Annotated in this window: 13 protein-coding genes; 3 read left to right on the plus strand and 10 right to left on the minus strand. The window is 42.5% G+C overall.

Annotated features, from left to right (window positions below):
• Nucleotides 1-105: 105 nt before the first annotated feature.
• Both AC2VOY_RS03900 and tkt read right to left on the minus strand, forming a co-directional pair.
• On the minus strand, nucleotides 106-2,061 hold the full coding sequence (locus AC2VOY_RS03900) for a ligand-gated channel protein (RefSeq protein ID WP_491832348.1): 1,956 nt from the start codon (nucleotides 2,059-2,061) through the stop codon (nucleotides 106-108).
• A 316-nt stretch (nucleotides 2,062-2,377) separates the two neighbouring features.
• Nucleotides 2,378-4,372 carry a transketolase gene (tkt, locus tag AC2VOY_RS03905; RefSeq protein WP_491832350.1) on the minus strand — a complete coding sequence of 665 codons (1,995 nt, stop codon included), beginning with the start codon at nucleotides 4,370-4,372 and terminating at the stop codon, nucleotides 2,378-2,380.
• Between the two features lie 649 nt (nucleotides 4,373-5,021).
• On the opposite strand from tkt, the gene metK reads away from it, so the two are divergent.
• Nucleotides 5,022-6,176: a methionine adenosyltransferase gene (metK, locus tag AC2VOY_RS03910; RefSeq protein ID WP_491832352.1), complete on the plus strand. Its 1,155-nt coding sequence runs from the start codon at nucleotides 5,022-5,024 to the stop codon at nucleotides 6,174-6,176.
• Between the two features lie 102 nt (nucleotides 6,177-6,278).
• Here the strand turns inward: metK and AC2VOY_RS03915 are convergent, their stop codons facing one another.
• Entirely contained in the window at nucleotides 6,279-6,500 is a 222-nt protein-coding gene (locus tag AC2VOY_RS03915; RefSeq protein WP_491832354.1) for a VF530 family protein, read from the minus strand.
• 234 nt (nucleotides 6,501-6,734) lie between these two features.
• On the opposite strand from AC2VOY_RS03915, the gene AC2VOY_RS03920 reads away from it, so the two are divergent.
• Nucleotides 6,735-7,652, plus strand: coding sequence for an alpha/beta fold hydrolase (locus AC2VOY_RS03920; RefSeq protein ID WP_491832356.1), 918 nt, complete (start codon nucleotides 6,735-6,737; stop codon nucleotides 7,650-7,652).
• A gap of 15 nt (nucleotides 7,653-7,667) precedes the next feature.
• On the opposite strand, the gene lysS is transcribed toward AC2VOY_RS03920, so the two are convergent.
• The 6 genes from lysS to xerD form a co-directional block, all read right to left on the minus strand.
• Nucleotides 7,668-9,197, minus strand: coding sequence for a lysine--tRNA ligase (lysS, locus tag AC2VOY_RS03925; protein ID WP_491832358.1), 1,530 nt, complete (start codon nucleotides 9,195-9,197; stop codon nucleotides 7,668-7,670).
• A 208-nt stretch (nucleotides 9,198-9,405) separates the two neighbouring features.
• Nucleotides 9,406-10,504 (minus strand): peptide chain release factor 2 gene (prfB, locus tag AC2VOY_RS03930; RefSeq protein WP_491832360.1). Its coding sequence is split into 2 segments (ribosomal slippage): nucleotides 9,406-10,428 and nucleotides 10,430-10,504, totalling 1,098 coding nucleotides; the frame shifts between segments, so codons are not numbered across the junction.
• A 211-nt stretch (nucleotides 10,505-10,715) separates the two neighbouring features.
• A complete protein-coding gene (locus AC2VOY_RS03935) occupies nucleotides 10,716-11,135 on the minus strand; it encodes a hypothetical protein (RefSeq protein WP_491832362.1) in 420 nt (139 codons plus the stop codon).
• Between the two features lie 4 nt (nucleotides 11,136-11,139).
• Nucleotides 11,140-12,918, minus strand: a complete 1,779-nt coding sequence (gene recJ, locus AC2VOY_RS03940) for a single-stranded-DNA-specific exonuclease RecJ (protein ID WP_491832364.1) — start codon at nucleotides 12,916-12,918, stop codon at nucleotides 11,140-11,142.
• Between the two features lie 3 nt (nucleotides 12,919-12,921).
• Complete coding sequence (gene dsbC, locus AC2VOY_RS03945; RefSeq protein ID WP_491832366.1) at nucleotides 12,922-13,650, minus strand: bifunctional protein-disulfide isomerase/oxidoreductase DsbC; 729 nt, start codon at nucleotides 13,648-13,650, stop codon at nucleotides 12,922-12,924.
• Between the two features lie 9 nt (nucleotides 13,651-13,659).
• Nucleotides 13,660-14,559: a site-specific tyrosine recombinase XerD gene (gene xerD, locus AC2VOY_RS03950; RefSeq protein WP_491833009.1), complete on the minus strand. Its 900-nt coding sequence runs from the start codon at nucleotides 14,557-14,559 to the stop codon at nucleotides 13,660-13,662.
• Nucleotides 14,560-14,705: 146 nt separating this feature from the next.
• Here xerD and fldB point away from each other — a divergent pair, with 146 nt between their 5' ends.
• Nucleotides 14,706-15,224 (plus strand): flavodoxin FldB, encoded by a 519-nt coding sequence (fldB, locus tag AC2VOY_RS03955; RefSeq protein ID WP_491832367.1) that lies wholly within the window; start codon nucleotides 14,706-14,708, stop codon nucleotides 15,222-15,224.
• A 126-nt stretch (nucleotides 15,225-15,350) separates the two neighbouring features.
• Here fldB and AC2VOY_RS03960 read toward each other — a convergent pair whose 3' ends face one another.
• Complete coding sequence (locus tag AC2VOY_RS03960; protein WP_491832368.1) at nucleotides 15,351-16,934, minus strand: AbgT family transporter; 1,584 nt, start codon at nucleotides 16,932-16,934, stop codon at nucleotides 15,351-15,353.
• Nucleotides 16,935-16,973 lie beyond the last annotated feature (39 nt).

Genomic DNA, 16,973 nt, shown 5'->3' on the forward strand with positions numbered 1-16,973 from the left:
CTACTTGTGTCATTGACTATTTATATTTAATTCAAAATGCAAAAAAGCCGAGCGATTCACTCACTCGGCAATTGAGGCATTTATATGGAAAATGTAAAAATTTAATTAGAAGTTAACATCTAATCCAACCCAATAGCGACGACCATCTTCAACATAACCATATTCATCGGCTGTAATTTCATCATCAAATAGGTTATACACAGCGGCTTTGAGTTTTGTATTTTGATTCACTTTATAGTTGATACCCATATCCACAAATGTGTAATCCGGTGCAATCAAGCTATCGCTAGATGGCCCTGTTGTTGGTTGACTTTCTTCACCACGGTAAGTCACCTTACCCCATGTAGAAGTCTTTTCATTGACTTGCCAATCTAGCCCTAAGTTAGCTAAATGCTCAGGAATTTGGTTTAGCGGCTCACCTTTATACTCACCAGATTTTTGCTCTGAGTAGGTATAGCTATAGCTAGAATTCATGCTGATGGTTTCAGTAATTGGCGCTTCAAAAGTGACTTCCACACCTTTAGTGATTGCTTCGTCCACATTCACTCGGTAAGTTGGATCGCTACCATAATCATTCACCCCATCCGTACAAACATCTGTTGGGCAGGCAACACGTGTGATCTTGTCATCAAACTCATTATAAAAGACAGTTACACCGGTATTGATGCCATAATCATTATTAAAGAGTGCGCCAATTTCATAGTTAATTGATTTTTCTGGCTCAAGGTCTTCATTACCATAGATATTACCACCACGGCTGACTTGCACCCAGTTTGGCGTTTTCGCGCGTAAGTCTGGCGCTTTAAAGCCGGTAGACACACCACCTTTAATCGTTAACTCTTCGGTTGTATGCCAAACACCGTAAATACGTGGACTAAAGTGCTCTTCGTAATCCTCGTCATAATCAAAACGAACCCCTGAAGTTACCGCAAAGGTATCGGTAATCGCCCATTCATCCTCAATAAAGAGCGCACCTGCACTGCTATCAATTTTGCTTAGATCAGAGTTTGAATTTTGGTTGCCTTCATCGGTCAGTTTTTCATACTTATACTCACCACCGACTGTTAAGAAATGAGCATTAAGTGGCAATGTCCAAGTTGATTTAGCCACAGTGTTCTCAATTGTCATATCGCGTGAGTCATTGTCTGTACGCTCATATTGAACATAAGAATCAGACATACCAAAGCCATATTGCCCTTGGTGAGTCAAAGAGTAATGGCTACGACGATAGTTGTTTTCACTATCTTCTGCTTCATCGACTCCGGCATCATTAAATTCATGTTCAATTGTTTTGCCAACGGTACCAGAGCGATTTTGCTCATTAATACCCGCTTCAAAAATCAGATCATTTGAGTCATTTAAACGGTAATTAAACTTAGAAGTTAGACTCTGAATGCTTTTATCTTCATAACCATCAATGATTTCATCTTCATCACGTTGCACATATTGACCATAAAGCTGAAGTCCTAGCTTGTCGTCGATTAATGGGCCATTAAGATAAAAATTACTGCCGTACTGATTCCCAGATTCATTGCTTTCTTGAATGATCGCATCAACACTGACATTACCAGACCACTCTTTAGAAACTTTACGCGTGATCACGTTGATCACACCCCCCATAGCTTCTGAGCCATATAAGGTTGACATAGGACCACGCACAACTTCAATACGTTCAATCGCCTCAAGTGGTGGCAACCAACCATGTTCGATACCAGGGCCATCGCTATTTGGACGTGTTTGACGAGAGTTTTGGCGTTTGCCATCAACCAAAATCAAAGTATATGCAGAGCCCATACCACGCATGCTGATATCTGTACCATCACCCCCATCGGTAATGGTGACCCCAGGTACATCACGCAAGGCATCAGTCACATCACGATAATATTTCTTTTCAAGATCTTCACGCGTGATCACACTGATACTTGCCGCAGCATCTGCTTGTGATTGTTCAAAACCTGAGGCCGTTACGACCATAGTTTCATCAGCAGCAAAAGATTGAGAAGAAAGAGAAACTAAGATTGCAGAGCTTAATGCAGCAAGTCTCGGCTTTTGAGTGAACATGTATAAATTCCTTTTAATCTAAATGATAATTAATTTCGTTTGCATTATTATTCAGATTGATACCGAATTTGCAAGTATATTAAATATATATGATAAGCATTAACATTTAGATTGCGATTTGGATCGATATTTTAACAATTGATAGGTTTAATTGTTGCTAAAATAAGCGCGTTAAGTTGACATAATGAAGAAAACATGAAGATTTTTTGGAGAATAAAAATACAAAAAAGCCACCTCGTGGTTGAGATGGCTTAAATTTTAATGCTTATTTAAGTAGTCATACCCATTAATTATTCATGGATATGGCCTTTTCTACTTACGCAAGAAGCTCTTTTGCAGTGCTCACAACATTTTCAGTTGTAAAGCCGAACATCTTGAATAGCTCACCTGCTGGCGCAGATTCACCAAATGTTGTCATACCGATCACGCGACCGTTTAGACCCACATACTTGTACCAGAAATCAGCAATACCTGCTTCAATTGCGATACGTGCAGTCACATCAGATGGTAGGACAGACTCGCGGTATGCTGCATCTTGCTTATCAAATGCATCTGTTGATGGCATAGACACAACGCGAACTTTTGTGCCTTGTGCGCTAAGCTCAGCCGCTGCATTAACTGCTAGCTCAACTTCAGAGCCTGTTGCAATCAAGATAAGCTCAGGTTTGCCGTCACAATCTTTAAGGATGTAAGCACCTTTAGCAATGTTTGCAACTTGCTCTGCGCTACGCTCTTGTTGCGCTAAGTTTTGACGCGAGAAAATAAGTGAGCTTGGTGCATCTTTACGCTCAATTGCAAGTTTCCAAGCAACCGCAGATTCAACCTGATCACAAGGACGCCATGTGCTCATGTTTGGTGTTAGACGTAAGCTTGCCATTTGCTCAACAGGTTGGTGAGTTGGACCATCTTCGCCCAGACCGATAGAGTCATGGGTATACACTTGGATGTTTTGGATTTTCATCAATGCAGCCATACGCATAGCGTTACGTGCATATTCCATAAACATCAAGAAGGTTGCGCCGTAAGGAACAAAGCCACCGTGTAGTGCGATACCATTGATGATAGCTGTCATCGCAAACTCACGCACACCGTAGTGGATGTAGTTGCCTGAAGCATCGTCAGCAGTCAGTGATTTAGAACCAGACCACATGGTTAGGTTTGATGGAGCAAGGTCAGCCGAGCCGCCCATAAACTCAGGAAGCATTTGACCGAAAGCTTCAAGTGCGTTTTGAGACGCTTTACGTGATGCAATGTTTGCAGGGTTTGCTTGCAGATCATTGATGATAGCAGTTGCTTTTTCTTCCCACTCTTGTGGCAAGTCACCCGCCATGCGGCGTTTGTATTCTGCTGCTAGCTCTGGGTAAGCTTTTGCATAAGCTGCAAATTTTTCTTCCCATGCACTTTCGTTTGCTGCGCCTGCTTGTTTTGCATCCCATTCGCTATAAATATCTTCAGGGATTTCAAACGCGCCGTATTTCCAACCAAGTGCTTCTTTGGTTGCTGCGATTTCATCAGCGCCAAGTGGTGCGCCGTGACAATCGTGCGTGCCCGCTTTGTTTGGTGAACCAAAACCAATTACAGTTTTAGTACAGATTAGGGTTGGACGTGGATCAGCTTTTGCCGCTTCAATCGCCGCATTGATTGCATCACTGTCGTGGCCATCAACAGCTGGGATCACATGCCAGCCGTACGCTTCGAAACGTTTTGGTGTGTCATCAGAGAACCAACCTTCAACTTCACCATCGATAGAAATGCCGTTGTCATCCCAAAATGCAACTAGCTTGCCTAAACCTAAAGTGCCAGCAAGTGAACATGCTTCATGTGAAATACCTTCCATCATGCAGCCATCGCCTAGGAAAACATAAGTGAAGTGATCAACAATGTCATGACCGTCACGGTTAAATTGCGCTGCCAATGATTTCTCAGCAAGCGCCATACCAACAGCGTTCGTGATACCTTGACCTAGTGGCCCAGTCGTCGTTTCAACGCCCGGTGCATAACCGTATTCAGGGTGACCTGGAGTTTTAGAGTGAAGTTGGCGGAAGTTTTTAAGCTCTGAAAGAGGAAGATCATAACCAGAAAGGTGAAGAAGAGAGTAAATCAGCATTGATCCGTGGCCGTTTGACAGTACAAAACGATCGCGATCTGTCCAATTCGGATTTTGCGGATTATGCTTTAGGTGCGAACGCCACAGCACTTCTGCAATATCAGCCATTCCCATAGGTGCACCAGGGTGACCTGAATTTGCTTGTTGAACTCCGTCCATGCTTAAAGCGCGGATTGCATTTGCTAAATCTTTACGAGACGCCATGTCTATTCCTCAAAGTGAGCGATTGGTAGAAAAGAGATCAAGCAAACGTTTAGCCAAGCTTTTAAAAAAACGAACTCGCCTAAACAGCTCAATCTTTAATTGTTCGCTATTGTCGCAAAGCAATAACTAAATCGCAATAAAATCAATTCAATTCGTCAAGTTTAAATCTAATTTTCGTCGCTTTTTTGCATAATTCAGTGTGTAAGAGGCTTATCAGGCGTATTTCATTGTGAGCTTCTTCTTATTATGTGTACAATCATTCGATTCATTAACGCCTTGATTAACCCCCTTTTCACCCAAATACCGCTAATTAAATCAGAGAGAGTCACTCATCATTGCACGATACAAAGCTCTAATCTTTTTAAACTGAACAATAAAACATCATTTTTTTGCTTTTTTTGTTAAATAAGCTTGCGATTTTGGATTTCATCCTTAAAATAGACGTCTAGAAGTCAAAACACCCACACACCTTGTTCTAGATATGGATATAGCTTTCAAGAAATAGAGCTTGATAAGGTGAGCGTTGAACGCTTGGTGTGACACAAATTTTATATCAAGGTGCGCATTGGTTTGTGTGCACCTTTTTTTACCTCTAATTGATGTGCTCGTAAGCTTTGCGCATCAAGCTAAATGAGTGGAGCCTATTTTTATGTCTAAGCATCTTTTTACCTCTGAATCAGTATCAGAAGGTCACCCAGATAAAATCGCGGATCAGATCTCTGATGCCGTTCTTGATGCAATTTTAGAGCAAGACCCAAAAGCACGCGTTGCGTGTGAAACCTATGTTAAAACTGGCATGGTTATGGTTGGCGGTGAAATCACTACTTCTGCTTGGGTTGATATTGAAGAGCTAACGCGTGAAACGGTTCGTGAAATCGGTTATGTGCATTCTGATATGGGCTTTGATGCTGACTCTTGCGCAGTGTTAAACACTATCGGTAAACAATCACCTGACATCAACCAAGGTGTTGATAAAGCTGATCCGAAAGATCAAGGCGCTGGCGACCAAGGCATCATGTTTGGTTATGCATGTAACGAAACTGAAGTGCTTATGCCTGCACCTATTACTTACTCTCACCTACTTGTTCAAAAACAAGCTGAAGTACGTAAAAACGGTAAACTTGACTTCTTGCGCCCAGATGCAAAATCTCAAGTCACTTTCCAGTATGACCAAGGTAAAATCGTTGGTATCGATGCAGTCGTTCTATCGACGCAACACTGTGATTCAGTCACGACTGAAAAACTACGTGAAGGCGTGATGGAAGAAATCATCAAACCTGTATTGCCAAGCGAGTGGATCAACAAAGAAACTAAATTCTTTATCAACCCAACCGGTCGTTTTGTTATTGGTGGCCCTATGGGTGACTGTGGTCTGACGGGTCGTAAGATCATCGTTGATACCTACGGCGGCGCAGCGCGTCACGGTGGTGGTGCTTTCTCTGGTAAAGATCCATCAAAAGTTGACCGTAGTGCAGCTTATGCAGCGCGTTATGTTGCGAAAAACATTGTTGCGGCTGGCCTTGCGGATCGTTGTGAAATTCAACTTTCTTATGCCATCGGTGTAGCAGATCCAACATCTATCATGGTTGAAACGTTTGGCACTGAAAAAGTACCATCAGACATCATCATTGAAGCGGTTCGCCAACACTTTGACTTACGTCCATATGGCCTACAAGAAATGCTTAACTTGCTGCAACCTATCTATAAGAAAACAGCAGCTTATGGTCACTTTGGCCGTGAAGAATTCCCTTGGGAAAACACGGACAAAGCAGAAGCATTGCGTGCATTTGCTAACCTAGGTTAATGCCCTGAGCTTAAGCTTAGTTAAAAGCTAACCAATACAAAAAAGGCTCCGTATGCTTTGCAGCGCGGAGCCTTTTTTATTTTAATTACTTTGTGGCAGCGATTAATCTTGATTGACAAAAGTATCTATATATAAAGCTTCCACTTTGTCTCTTGCCCAAGGCGTGCGACGTAAAAACTTCAGGCTCGATTTAACGCTTGGATCATGGGTAAAGCAACGAATATTAATCATCTCTCCAAGCTGCTTCCAGCCATAATGCCCTTCAAGATCAGTAACGATTTTCTCAAGTTTGACCCCATGCAAAGGGTTGTTGGTTTGTGTCATAGTTTAAGTCTTCTTTAAGAATATACGCCTATTATACCTGCAAGCTCCTAAAATCACCTTTGTTTTCTAACAAAATGGCTTTTGTCGTATCTATTCGATGAAATAATTTAGAAAAACTCAGAGGTTACATCAAAAAACTTACGCTTATCACAAGTTTAAATTTTAAATTTTGCCTAGGCTTAATCTTTAGGCAAACTCTTAAAATTAATACCTATTTATAAATAAGGTACACGGATGAAACGCCTTTCACATTTATTTTTTTTATGTGGTTTATCTGCATGCTCAATGCCTAAAGAAGTGAAAGAGAATCAAGCCTTGGCTGACGAGCTCTTGCAAGACCCTATTTTGCAGCAACAAGATATTGACTTTGAAGACTATCAAATTCACTTTGCAGCAAGGCCAAACCCTGGCAAGGTAAATCTTGTATTTGTGCATGGTACGCCTGGCTCTTGGCAAGCTTTTGCGCCCTACTTTCTCTCTTATAAACTTGCCCAAGAATATGCTATTTATGCGCTAGATAGACCAGGATGGGGAAAATCTGGCTACCCTGATGCGTTAGATGAGTTCCCTGCAAGTTTGGAAGCCCAATCCAAGCTAATTGATCCCGCACTGCGTGAGCTTGCGAAACAAACCAAGCAACCGATCATTTTAATTGGTCACTCTTATGGCGGCTCACTCGTGCCTAAACTTGCGTATGATAATTCAGATATTGTTGAAGGAATGCTTATCCTTGCAGGTGATTTAGAATCCGAGCTTGCCCGTGGACGTTGGTTTAATCAAATCGGAGGCATGCTTCCAAAAGCCATAATGTCGAATAAACTTTATTACTCAAACCAAGAAGTTCAGGCATTATCTACAAGCTTAAAAAATTTAAATGCCAAATATGCGGATTTGAAAATCCCGATCAAAGTGATCCAAGGGATGGATGATGACTTAGTCCGTCCGCAAAGCGCCGATTATGCCAAGGAGTTATTTAACAAGTCTGATCTTGAGGTGATCAAGTTAGAAGGTGAAGGACATTTGATCCATCTGACGCAAACAGAGTTGATCATAGATACTTTATTAAGCTTTGCTGATGAGTGCGAAATAAAAATTCAAAAGCATAAAAAAACCACCAGCGAAATAACTCAAACTGGTGGTTTAGTATTCTAATCTATTTTGCTTAGATTATGCTTGTGGACGCATCGCTGGGAATAAAATCACATCACGGATTGTATGCGCATTGGCAAATAGCATTGCAAGGCGGTCGATACCAATGCCTTGACCTGCTGTTGGCGGTAGGCCGTGCTCAAGCGCTGTGATGTAGTCTGCGTCATAGTACATAGCTTCATCATCACCAGCATCTTTCGCATCAACTTGCGCTTTAAAGCGTGCATCTTGATCTTCTGCATCGTTAAGCTCAGAGAAACCATTACCCACTTCACGACCACCGATGAAGAACTCGAAGCGATCAGTAAAGAATGGGTTGTCATCAGAGCGACGCGCAAGTGGCGATATGTCTGCTGGGTAACCTGTGATGAAAGTTGGTTGCAGAAGTTGTGGCTCTGCAGTTTCACCAAAGATCTCTTCAAGCAATTGACCACATGTCCAGAAATCTTCCACATCAATGTGAACAGATTTAGCGATTTTCACCATGAAGTCACGATCTTTGACTGTTTCTTCGTTTAGGTTAGCAATGTCGCTATGGTCTGGGTTGTAGTGTTTGATCGCATCAATCATGCTCATGCGTGCATAAGTGCCGCCGAACTCAACTGTGTCTTCACCGTAAGGCATAGAAGTTTGACCAAGCACTTCAACTGCTGCTGTGCGTAGCATTTCTTCTGTTAAGTCCATCAGATCTTTATAATCTGCGTACGCCATATAGAATTCCATCATAGTGAATTCTGGGTTATGACGCGGTGATAGACCTTCGTTACGGAAGTTACGGTTGATTTCGAATACACGCTCAAAGCCGCCAACAACTAAACGTTTTAGGTATAGCTCAGGTGCAACACGTAGGTACATGTCGATATCAAGTGCATTGTGGTGAGTGATAAATGGACGCGCAGTCGCACCACCAGGGATCACGTGCATCATTGGGGTTTCAACTTCAAGGAAGCTTTTCTCAGTCATGAATTTGCGGATTGACGCGATCAGTTTTGAGCGAATGATGAAAGTGTTACGTGATTCTTCGTTTACAATCAGATCCACATAACGCTGACGGTAACGCATTTCTTGGTCAGTTAGGCCGTGGAATTTTTCTGGTAATGGGCGAAGTGCTTTGGTTAATAGCTCATAGCTTTCCATGTTCACGTAAAGATCGCCTTTACCTGATTTATGCAGTGCACCTTTTACGCCAATGATGTCACCGATGTCTAGACCTTGGTATGTTGCTTTCAGATCTTTTTGCACATCTTTTGCAGCGTATGCTTGGATGCGGCCAGATAGCTCTTGCAATACAAGGAAAGGACCACGTTTTGCCATAATACGGCCAGCCACAGCAACTTTAGTATCTAGAGCTTCTAGCTCTTCTTTGCTCTTCTCACCAAACTCGGCTTGTAAGTCACCCGCTAGGTGCTCACGGCGGAAATCATTTGGGTGACCATTTGATTTGCAGTTTTGGCGGATATGATCAAGTTTGGCACGACGCTCAGCAATGAGTTTGTTTTCTTCTTGCTGATTAACATCTTGTTGTGGGTTTTGCGTATTATCTGTCATTGTTGTTGCCCTTGTCTTGGCTAAAATTTTGTATGTTCTGTCTTGAAAAGAAGTCCTAGTGTTTCATGGAACAAAGTTTAAAAGTACATGGATGTACTTTTCAAAGCGCCCATGGATGGGACAGCGTCTTTGTGGAATGAATACTAGGGCTTCTCTTGCACTAAATTTAATTTTTAATATTGGCGAAGAACCAAGCTCTTATCTAAATTTATAATCCAGACTTCAAGCTCGCCTCAATAAACTTATCAAGATCACCATCTAACACAGCTTGCGTATTACGGTTTTCAACACCCGTACGCAAGTCTTTAATGCGTGAATCATCTAATACATAAGAGCGGATCTGGCTGCCCCAACCGATATCAGATTTCGCATCTTCATTCGCTTGTTTCTCAGCATTTTGCTTTTGCAATTCAAGCTCAAAAAGCTTCGCTTTCAACTGCTTCATCGCCTGATCTTTGTTCTTATGTTGAGAACGATCGTTTTGACACTGCACCACAGTATTGGTCGGTAAGTGAGTAATACGTACCGCAGATTCAGTGGTGTTAACGTGCTGACCACCCGCGCCTGATGCACGGTATACATCGATACGCAAATCAGCAGGGTTAATATCAATCGCAATGTTGTCATCAATTTCAGGATAAATAAATGCTGAAGCAAATGATGTATGACGACGACCGCCTGAATCAAATGGAGACTTACGTACCAAACGGTGCACACCGGTTTCAGTGCGCAGCCAACCGTAAGCATATTCACCGCTGATGCGCACAGTTGCTGATTTCAAACCAGCCACATCACCTTCTGAAACTTCGATCACTTCAGTTTTAAAGCCTTTGCTTTCAGCCCAACGTAAATACATACGTAGTAGCATAGAGGTCCAATCTTGCGCCTCTGTACCACCTGAGCCTGATTGCAAGTCGATATAACAATCCGATTCGTCATGATCACCTGAGAACATACGACGGAATTCAAGCTTTGCAAGTTTAGCTTCAAGCTCTTGGAGTTCAGGTTCGATTTCATCAAAAGTTTCTTGATCTTCTTCTTCGATAGCAAGCTCAAGTAGACCTTCGATATCTTCACTTCCCTGATCCATCAGATCGATGGTTTCCACAATAGCTTCAAGGCTTGAACGCTCTTTACCTAAGGCTTGTGCGCGCTCAGGTTCATTCCATACATCTGGTTGTTCTAGCTCAGCGTTAACTTCTTCTAGACGCTCTTTTCTGGCGTCATAGTCAAAGATACCCCCGAAGAACATTGGTGCGCTCGGCGATATCTTGAAGACGGTTTTTTATCGGATTGATTTCAAACATAACGACTCTTCATTTTGGGTTAATTTATTCATTAAACCCCAAATGAATATAAGTAAAACTTGGGGTTTAATTAGAAATATTGGCTTATTCGTGCAAAATATAGCACAAATTATAACTGGCGAATTTTACCCAAAAATGTGAGCAAGATACAGGGTTTTTAATGGAATATGCTTAAAATACTTGCAATGAAGCTTTATGCGTTGCAAGTATTTTAATACGTCAGCGTCATATTGAAGATTTTTGCAAGCCAAGGTAGAAAAGCAATGAGTTGAAAAACCATGAATCCAACAGCTAAAAAGGAGCTAAAAGCGCCAATCAGAGTGAGTTTCTTAAACCAAGGAAGAAGTAGGTTAGCTATCACAAAACCAATCCCTAGCATCCCCAAAAGGCGAGTCGGCGGGCCGATCATAAAATCAAACATCAAGCCAAATTTATAGACGTTTTGATTGATAAACTCGGCGCTCAGGCGCTGCTCAATCATCACTATGCTAAGAAGCGCAGCGCCAATAAATACCCAAAGATAAAACCATGCTGAGTAACCTTGTTTGCGCGCAAATAGCACGAGCACCGCAAGCGCTGCAACAAAAAACAGTCCATGTAGCAGCAACAAAGGTAAGATCAGCATTCCCATTCGATTATGCCTCGACTAGTTTGGCATCCATGCTTTCAACCATCAATTGCAAGGATTGGTTGCCACGAAACTCATTAATATCTAAGCGATACGCAAGATGAACGGTTTTCGCCGCAGCATCTGGCCAGCGACGCAAATCAACATTAAAGGCGATTGCATCAACTAAAGTGCCTGTGCCATGTCCGTTATGCATCACTTCAAGCATTAATTTCAAATGCTTTTCACCAACAAGGCGCTGATCTTTAATGATAAATTCACCATCAAAAATCGGCTCAGGGAAGGCTTGTCCCCACGGGCCACCGTCACGGATCATTTGCGCAGTTTCAAGGTTAAAATCATGAGAGGTTAACACGCCATCGGAGAGGATCTCCCCTTCTAGCTCGGACTCTGTTAACTGGCTGCGTACTAACGCATCAAATTTTTGGCAGAACTCTTTGAATCGACTTGTCTCTATGCTTAAACCTGCTGCCATCGCATGGCCACCAAACTTAAGGATAAGTCCAGGGTTTTGGGTATCTATGCGATCTAAGGCATCACGCATATGAAAGCCTTTAATTGAACGCGCGGAACCTTTGATGATCCCAGCCGTTGCGTCATCAGCAAAAGCTATCACTGGGCGATGAAACTCATCTTTAATCCGTGAAGCTAAGATCCCAATCACGCCTTGGTGCCAGTCAGCTTGATGCAGGCATATCCCAAATGGCAATTCACTCGAGGCGCTTAATTGCAAACGCTCACAAAATGCCATCGCTTCACGCTTCATGTCAGCTTCAATTTCACGACGTGACAGGTTTAAGCTATCAAGCTCAGATGCCATGCGTCTCGCAGCGTGAATATCTTGGCAAATCAAAAGCTCAACCCCAAAGGACATATCATCTAAGCGCCCTGCAGCGTTAAGTCTTGGGCCTAAAGCAAAACCAAAATCAGACGCAACGAGGCGATATTCATTACGTTTGGCAACTTCTATTAAAGCTTTGATCCCTGGACGTCCTTTGCCTTGACGAATACGGCTGAGCCCAGTTTGCACTAAGCGGCGGTTGTTTTCATCTAAAGGCACCACATCGGCAACTGTGCCAAGGGCAACTAAGTCCAGCAGTTCGCCAAGGTTTGGCATCGGCTTAGCATCAGGTTTAGGTGTTGGTGAGTTCGTAAAATAACCATCGCTGCGCATTTTTGCGCGCAGTGCTGACATTAAATAAAAGGCAACACCGACCCCAGCTAATGCTTTGGATGGGAACTGGCAAGACTCTAAGTTTGGGTTGACCATAGCATCAGCAATCGGCAGCACATCACCGGGTAAATGGTGATCTGTGACCACGACAGTTAAGCCCTTTTCTTTAGCATGTGCCACGCCAGAAATCGAAGAGACGCCATTATCCACCGTCATGATAAATTCAGCGCCCATATTAATCGCTTGATCTACTACTTCAGGGCTTAAGCCATAACCATCTTCAAAGCGATTGGGAACGAGATAATCCACATTGGTTGAACCAAGCATACGCAGGGCTAAAACCGATACGGCGCAACTGGTGGCGCCATCGGCGTCGAAATCACCAACCACAATAATGCGTTGATTCTTATCGATAGCGTCTTGTAAAAGCTTTACCGCTTCATCCACTCCGCCCATTTGCTTATAAGTGAGCAAACCTTGTAAGCTGCGATCAAGTTGGGCGCTCGAAGTCACCCCACGAGCGATATAAATCTTGCGCATTAACGCTGACATAGTGTCAGGTAAAAGGCTAATATCGTATTCGGGGCGACGTTTGATTTTAACTACACTCACAGATTAACCTTCTTCTAGCATGCTAAGTAACTGTTTTGCTGGAACATAACCCGCAACAAGTTGGCCAGATGAAGTTAAGATTGCAGGCGTGCCATTGATCCCAACTTGGCGACCATATTGATATTGGTCATAGACTGCTTTTTGGCACATTCTAAAGTTATCTTTATCGTAATCAAAACTTGAGTTTTTACCTGCTTTGGCAAAATCCATGGCTGAATTTTTATCCGCTGCACACCAAATTTTTGCCATTTCTTCGGCTACAGGACTGACTGGGCCTTGGCGCGGATAAGCAAGGTAGCGCACGGTAATCCCAAGATCGTTATAATCTTTCATTTCACTATGTAGTTTGGCGCAATAGCCGCAAGTAATATCGGTAAACACGTTGACCACATATTTCTCATTTTTTGCAGGGTAAACAATCATTTCCTTAGCAAATTTTTCAACGTCTTTAGCATAACGCTGAGTCAACACATCACTAAATTTGCCATCATCAGAAATAGAATACAGCTTACCTTGGATAAAATAACTGCCATCAGCATTGGCAAAAAATAAACCTTGATCGGTTGAAACTTCAAATAAACCTGTCATATCAGAAGGCTGAACATCGCTAACGGTTAAGCCTAGAAATCCAAACTTTTTATCTATTTGTGCACGATTCGCTTCTAAAGCATTCGCTTGAAAACTGGTTAGCATGATGCTAAACATAACTAAAACTGCGGAAAATAAACGCATGAAAAATCCTTATGCCCTTGGGTGATGTGTTTGATGTAAGCTTTTTAAACGCTCAGTAGCTACATGAGTATATATTTGTGTGGTTGAAAGATCACTATGTCCGAGCAGCATTTGTACCACACGTAGATCTGCGCCGTGATTTAAAAGGTGCGTAGCAAAAGCATGACGCAACACGTGCGGAGAAAGAGTGTCCACATCTATGCCTGCAATTTGTGCATAATGTTTAATTCGATGCCAAAAGGTTTGACGCGTCATTTGTCTTGCGCGTTTGCTTGGAAAGACAACATCTGAGCTCTTTTCACCTAACAGCTGTGGCCGGCCTTGTTCTAAAAAAGCTTCCACCCAGTCCATCGCATTTTCACCAAGGGGCACTAAGCGTTCTTTGTCGCCTTTACCTGTCACCCGTACCACGCCTTGGCGTAAGCTAATGTTTTCCATAGTCAGGCTCACCAGCTCAGTGACGCGCAATCCTGTGGCATATAAAAGCTCAAGCATGGCTTTGTCTCTGAGCTCAAGCGGATCATTGACCTCTGGCGCTTCTAATAAGGCTTCAATTTGCGCTTCGCTGAGATCTTTGGGTAAACGTTTTGGCAGCTTTGGCGCAATCAGTAAGGCGCTTGGATCATCAGTACGCAGCTTTTCTCGATATAAATATTGAAATAGACGGCGAATAGCGGAAAGCATACGTGCGCGCGAGGTTTGCTTAAAACCTTTGTCGAGTAAAAATGCTTGGTATGCTTGAAGATCTTGGGTCGAAACATCTAATAGCGTCAGCTCTTTTTGCTGTAGCCAATGCCCAAGCTTAACCAAATCAAGGCGATAAGAGTTGAGCGTATTATCAGATAAACCACGCTCCATCCAGCTGGCATCTAAAAATTGTTCCATCCTTTGTTGATCGATTTCATTCATTGAATTAGTTTGAGTCACATTTATTCCTAGTGTGTTTTCGATAACATACACAAATCATAGTATGCCAAATATCGCAAAATGTTAATTTTCCGCGTAGAATCTTCAAAATCATATCTTAAATTAATTTTAACAAAAAAGAAGTCTCTATGAAGTTTGGATTATTTTACGGCTCAAGCACCTGTTATACAGAAATGGCAGCAGAGAAGATCCGCAATATTATTGGTGAAGATCTTGTCGATATTTTTAATATTAAGGATACCTCACCTGCGCAAATGCAAGAATATGATTTGTTGATTCTTGGGATCTCAACTTGGGATTTCGGTGAGATCCAAGAAGATTGGCAAGCTGTCTGGGATGAACTTGAAGGATTAAGCCTCAAAGATAAAACAATCGCCCTATTTGGCCTTGGCGATCAAGAAGGTTACGGCGAGTGGTTTTTAGATGCTATGGGTCTGCTGCATGATGAGCTCGCGCAAACCGGCGCAAAGTTTGTGGGCTATTGGGAAAACCAAGGCTATGACTTTGAAGCCTCTAAAGCACTGACTGAAGATAAATCACATTTTGTTGGCCTTGCCTTAGATGAAGACTCACAATATGAGTTATCTGATGAACGTATTGCCACTTGGTGTGAACAAATTTTAGTGGAATATCAAGAAAGTTTGTAACTTATACGAAAGCCAAACTTAGCATTTATATCCAACAAAAAAGCGTCAGTGGAAAGTTCCGACTGACGCTTTTTTTATACTTTAAATTTTACTCAAGCGAGTTGAAGAATATTTTTAGCATTAAATTTATGGCACGTAGTGAGTTGCACTACCTGGCCCAACTGGCATACCAAGCAAGAATACCCAAATGTAGAAGAGTAGACTCCAACCAACTAAGAAACATAGTGAATATGGCAACATGGTTGAAATCAAGGTGCCTATACCTAAGTTTTTCACATAACGAGTCGCAACAGCTAAAATAAGGCCAAAGTAGCTCATCATCGGCGTGATAATGTTCGTCACCGAATCACCAATACGGTACGCCGCTTGAATCGTTTCAGGCGCATAACCAACCAGCATTAACATAGGCACAAAGATAGGCGCGGTAACCGCCCACTGCGCTGACGCTGAACCAATCATTAAGTTAATGAAAGCGCACATTAAAATGAAGGCGAAGAACAACATAGGGCCAGTTAAGCCAATATGTTGTAAGAACTCTGCGCCACTTACCGCAAAGACTTGACCAAAGTTAGTCCACTTAAAGAAAGCCACGAACTGCGCAGCAAAGAAAACCAAGACAATATACATGCCCATGGTTGACATTGACTTACTCATCGCATCAATCACGTCACGGTCATTTTTCATTGAACCTGTCACGCGGCCAAAGACAAAACCAGGAATCGCAAAGCAAACAAAAATGAAAGCAACAATACTTTTAAGGAAAGGCGACCCTGCAATCTCACCTGTCTCTGGGTGACGCAAAATGCCGTCTTCTGGAACAATCGTCCAAGCTAAAACCAGCGCAACGATTAATGCACTTATGCCGGCAAATTTAAGACCTCGCTTTTCAAGATCGCTTAGTGCGCCCATTTTATCATTAGATAAATCAACCGAAGCATCATCAGGGTTATATTTACCAAGTTTTGGCTCAACAATCTTCTCTGTCACAAATGCACCAGTGAAGGCAATAAAGAAAGTTGAAATAAACATGAAGTACCAGTTTGCTTCTGGGCCAACACTATAAGTCGGATCAATCATTTGCGCTGCGGTTTCAGTGATACCTGAAAGCAGTGGATCAACCGTACCGATAAGTAGGTTTGCAGAATAACCACCGGAAACACCAGCAAACGCAGCCGCAAGGCCGGCTAATGGATGACGACCTAAAGAGTGGAATAACATAGCTGCAAGTGGGATCAAGACCACATAGCCAAGCTCAGCCGCAGTGTTTGAGATAATACCCGCAAACACAACTGTCACTGTTACCATGCGCTTTGATGCGCCCATCACAAGGCCACGCATTGCAGCTGAAAGCATGCCTGAATGCTCTGCAATCGCTACACCTAACATGGCTACTAATACTGTGCCAAGCGGTGCAAAGCCCGTAAAGTTTGAAACAAGGTGAGTAAGAATTAATTGCAAGCCTTCTGCATTTAATAAGCTCACAACATGGATCATGCCATCTGCTGCACGTCCTGCTGCGCCTTCAGGACGAGGATCAACCACCTCAACACCAAAGTAACCAGCGATACCTGAAAGGATTAAAATCCCGACACAAAAAATTGCAAATAAAGTGATTGGGTGTGGGAGTAAATTTCCTAGGTATTCAACTGAGTTTAAAAACCTAGTGAATAATGACTTTTTTGATGTATCTATCGTTTGATTGTGTTGCACAACGAACCTCCTTGTGTGCTGGGGTTTCTTATTTTGGCT

The organism is Vibrio sp. KMM 9700 (genome assembly GCF_058545285.1).

Excerpts from the sequence above, each read along its gene's own strand:
- AC2VOY_RS03935 (WP_491832362.1), bottom strand. The coding sequence starts at position 11,135 with ATGGGAATGCTGATCTTACCTTTGTTGCTGCTACATGGACTGTTTTTT.
- AC2VOY_RS03915 (WP_491832354.1), bottom strand. The coding sequence starts at position 6,500 with ATGACACAAACCAACAACCCTTTGCATGGGGTCAAACTTGAGAAAATC.
- tkt (WP_491832350.1), bottom strand. The coding sequence starts at position 4,372 with ATGGCGTCTCGTAAAGATTTAGCAAATGCAATCCGCGCTTTAAGCATG.
- metK (WP_491832352.1), top strand. The coding sequence starts at position 5,022 with ATGTCTAAGCATCTTTTTACCTCTGAATCAGTATCAGAAGGTCACCCA.
- fldB (WP_491832367.1), top strand. The coding sequence starts at position 14,706 with ATGAAGTTTGGATTATTTTACGGCTCAAGCACCTGTTATACAGAAATG.
- lysS (WP_491832358.1), bottom strand. The coding sequence starts at position 9,197 with ATGACAGATAATACGCAAAACCCACAACAAGATGTTAATCAGCAAGAA.
- xerD (WP_491833009.1), bottom strand. The coding sequence starts at position 14,559 with ATGAATGAAATCGATCAACAAAGGATGGAACAATTTTTAGATGCCAGC.
- AC2VOY_RS03900 (WP_491832348.1), bottom strand. The coding sequence starts at position 2,061 with ATGTTCACTCAAAAGCCGAGACTTGCTGCATTAAGCTCTGCAATCTTA.
- AC2VOY_RS03920 (WP_491832356.1), top strand. The coding sequence starts at position 6,735 with ATGAAACGCCTTTCACATTTATTTTTTTTATGTGGTTTATCTGCATGC.
- dsbC (WP_491832366.1), bottom strand. The coding sequence starts at position 13,650 with ATGCGTTTATTTTCCGCAGTTTTAGTTATGTTTAGCATCATGCTAACC.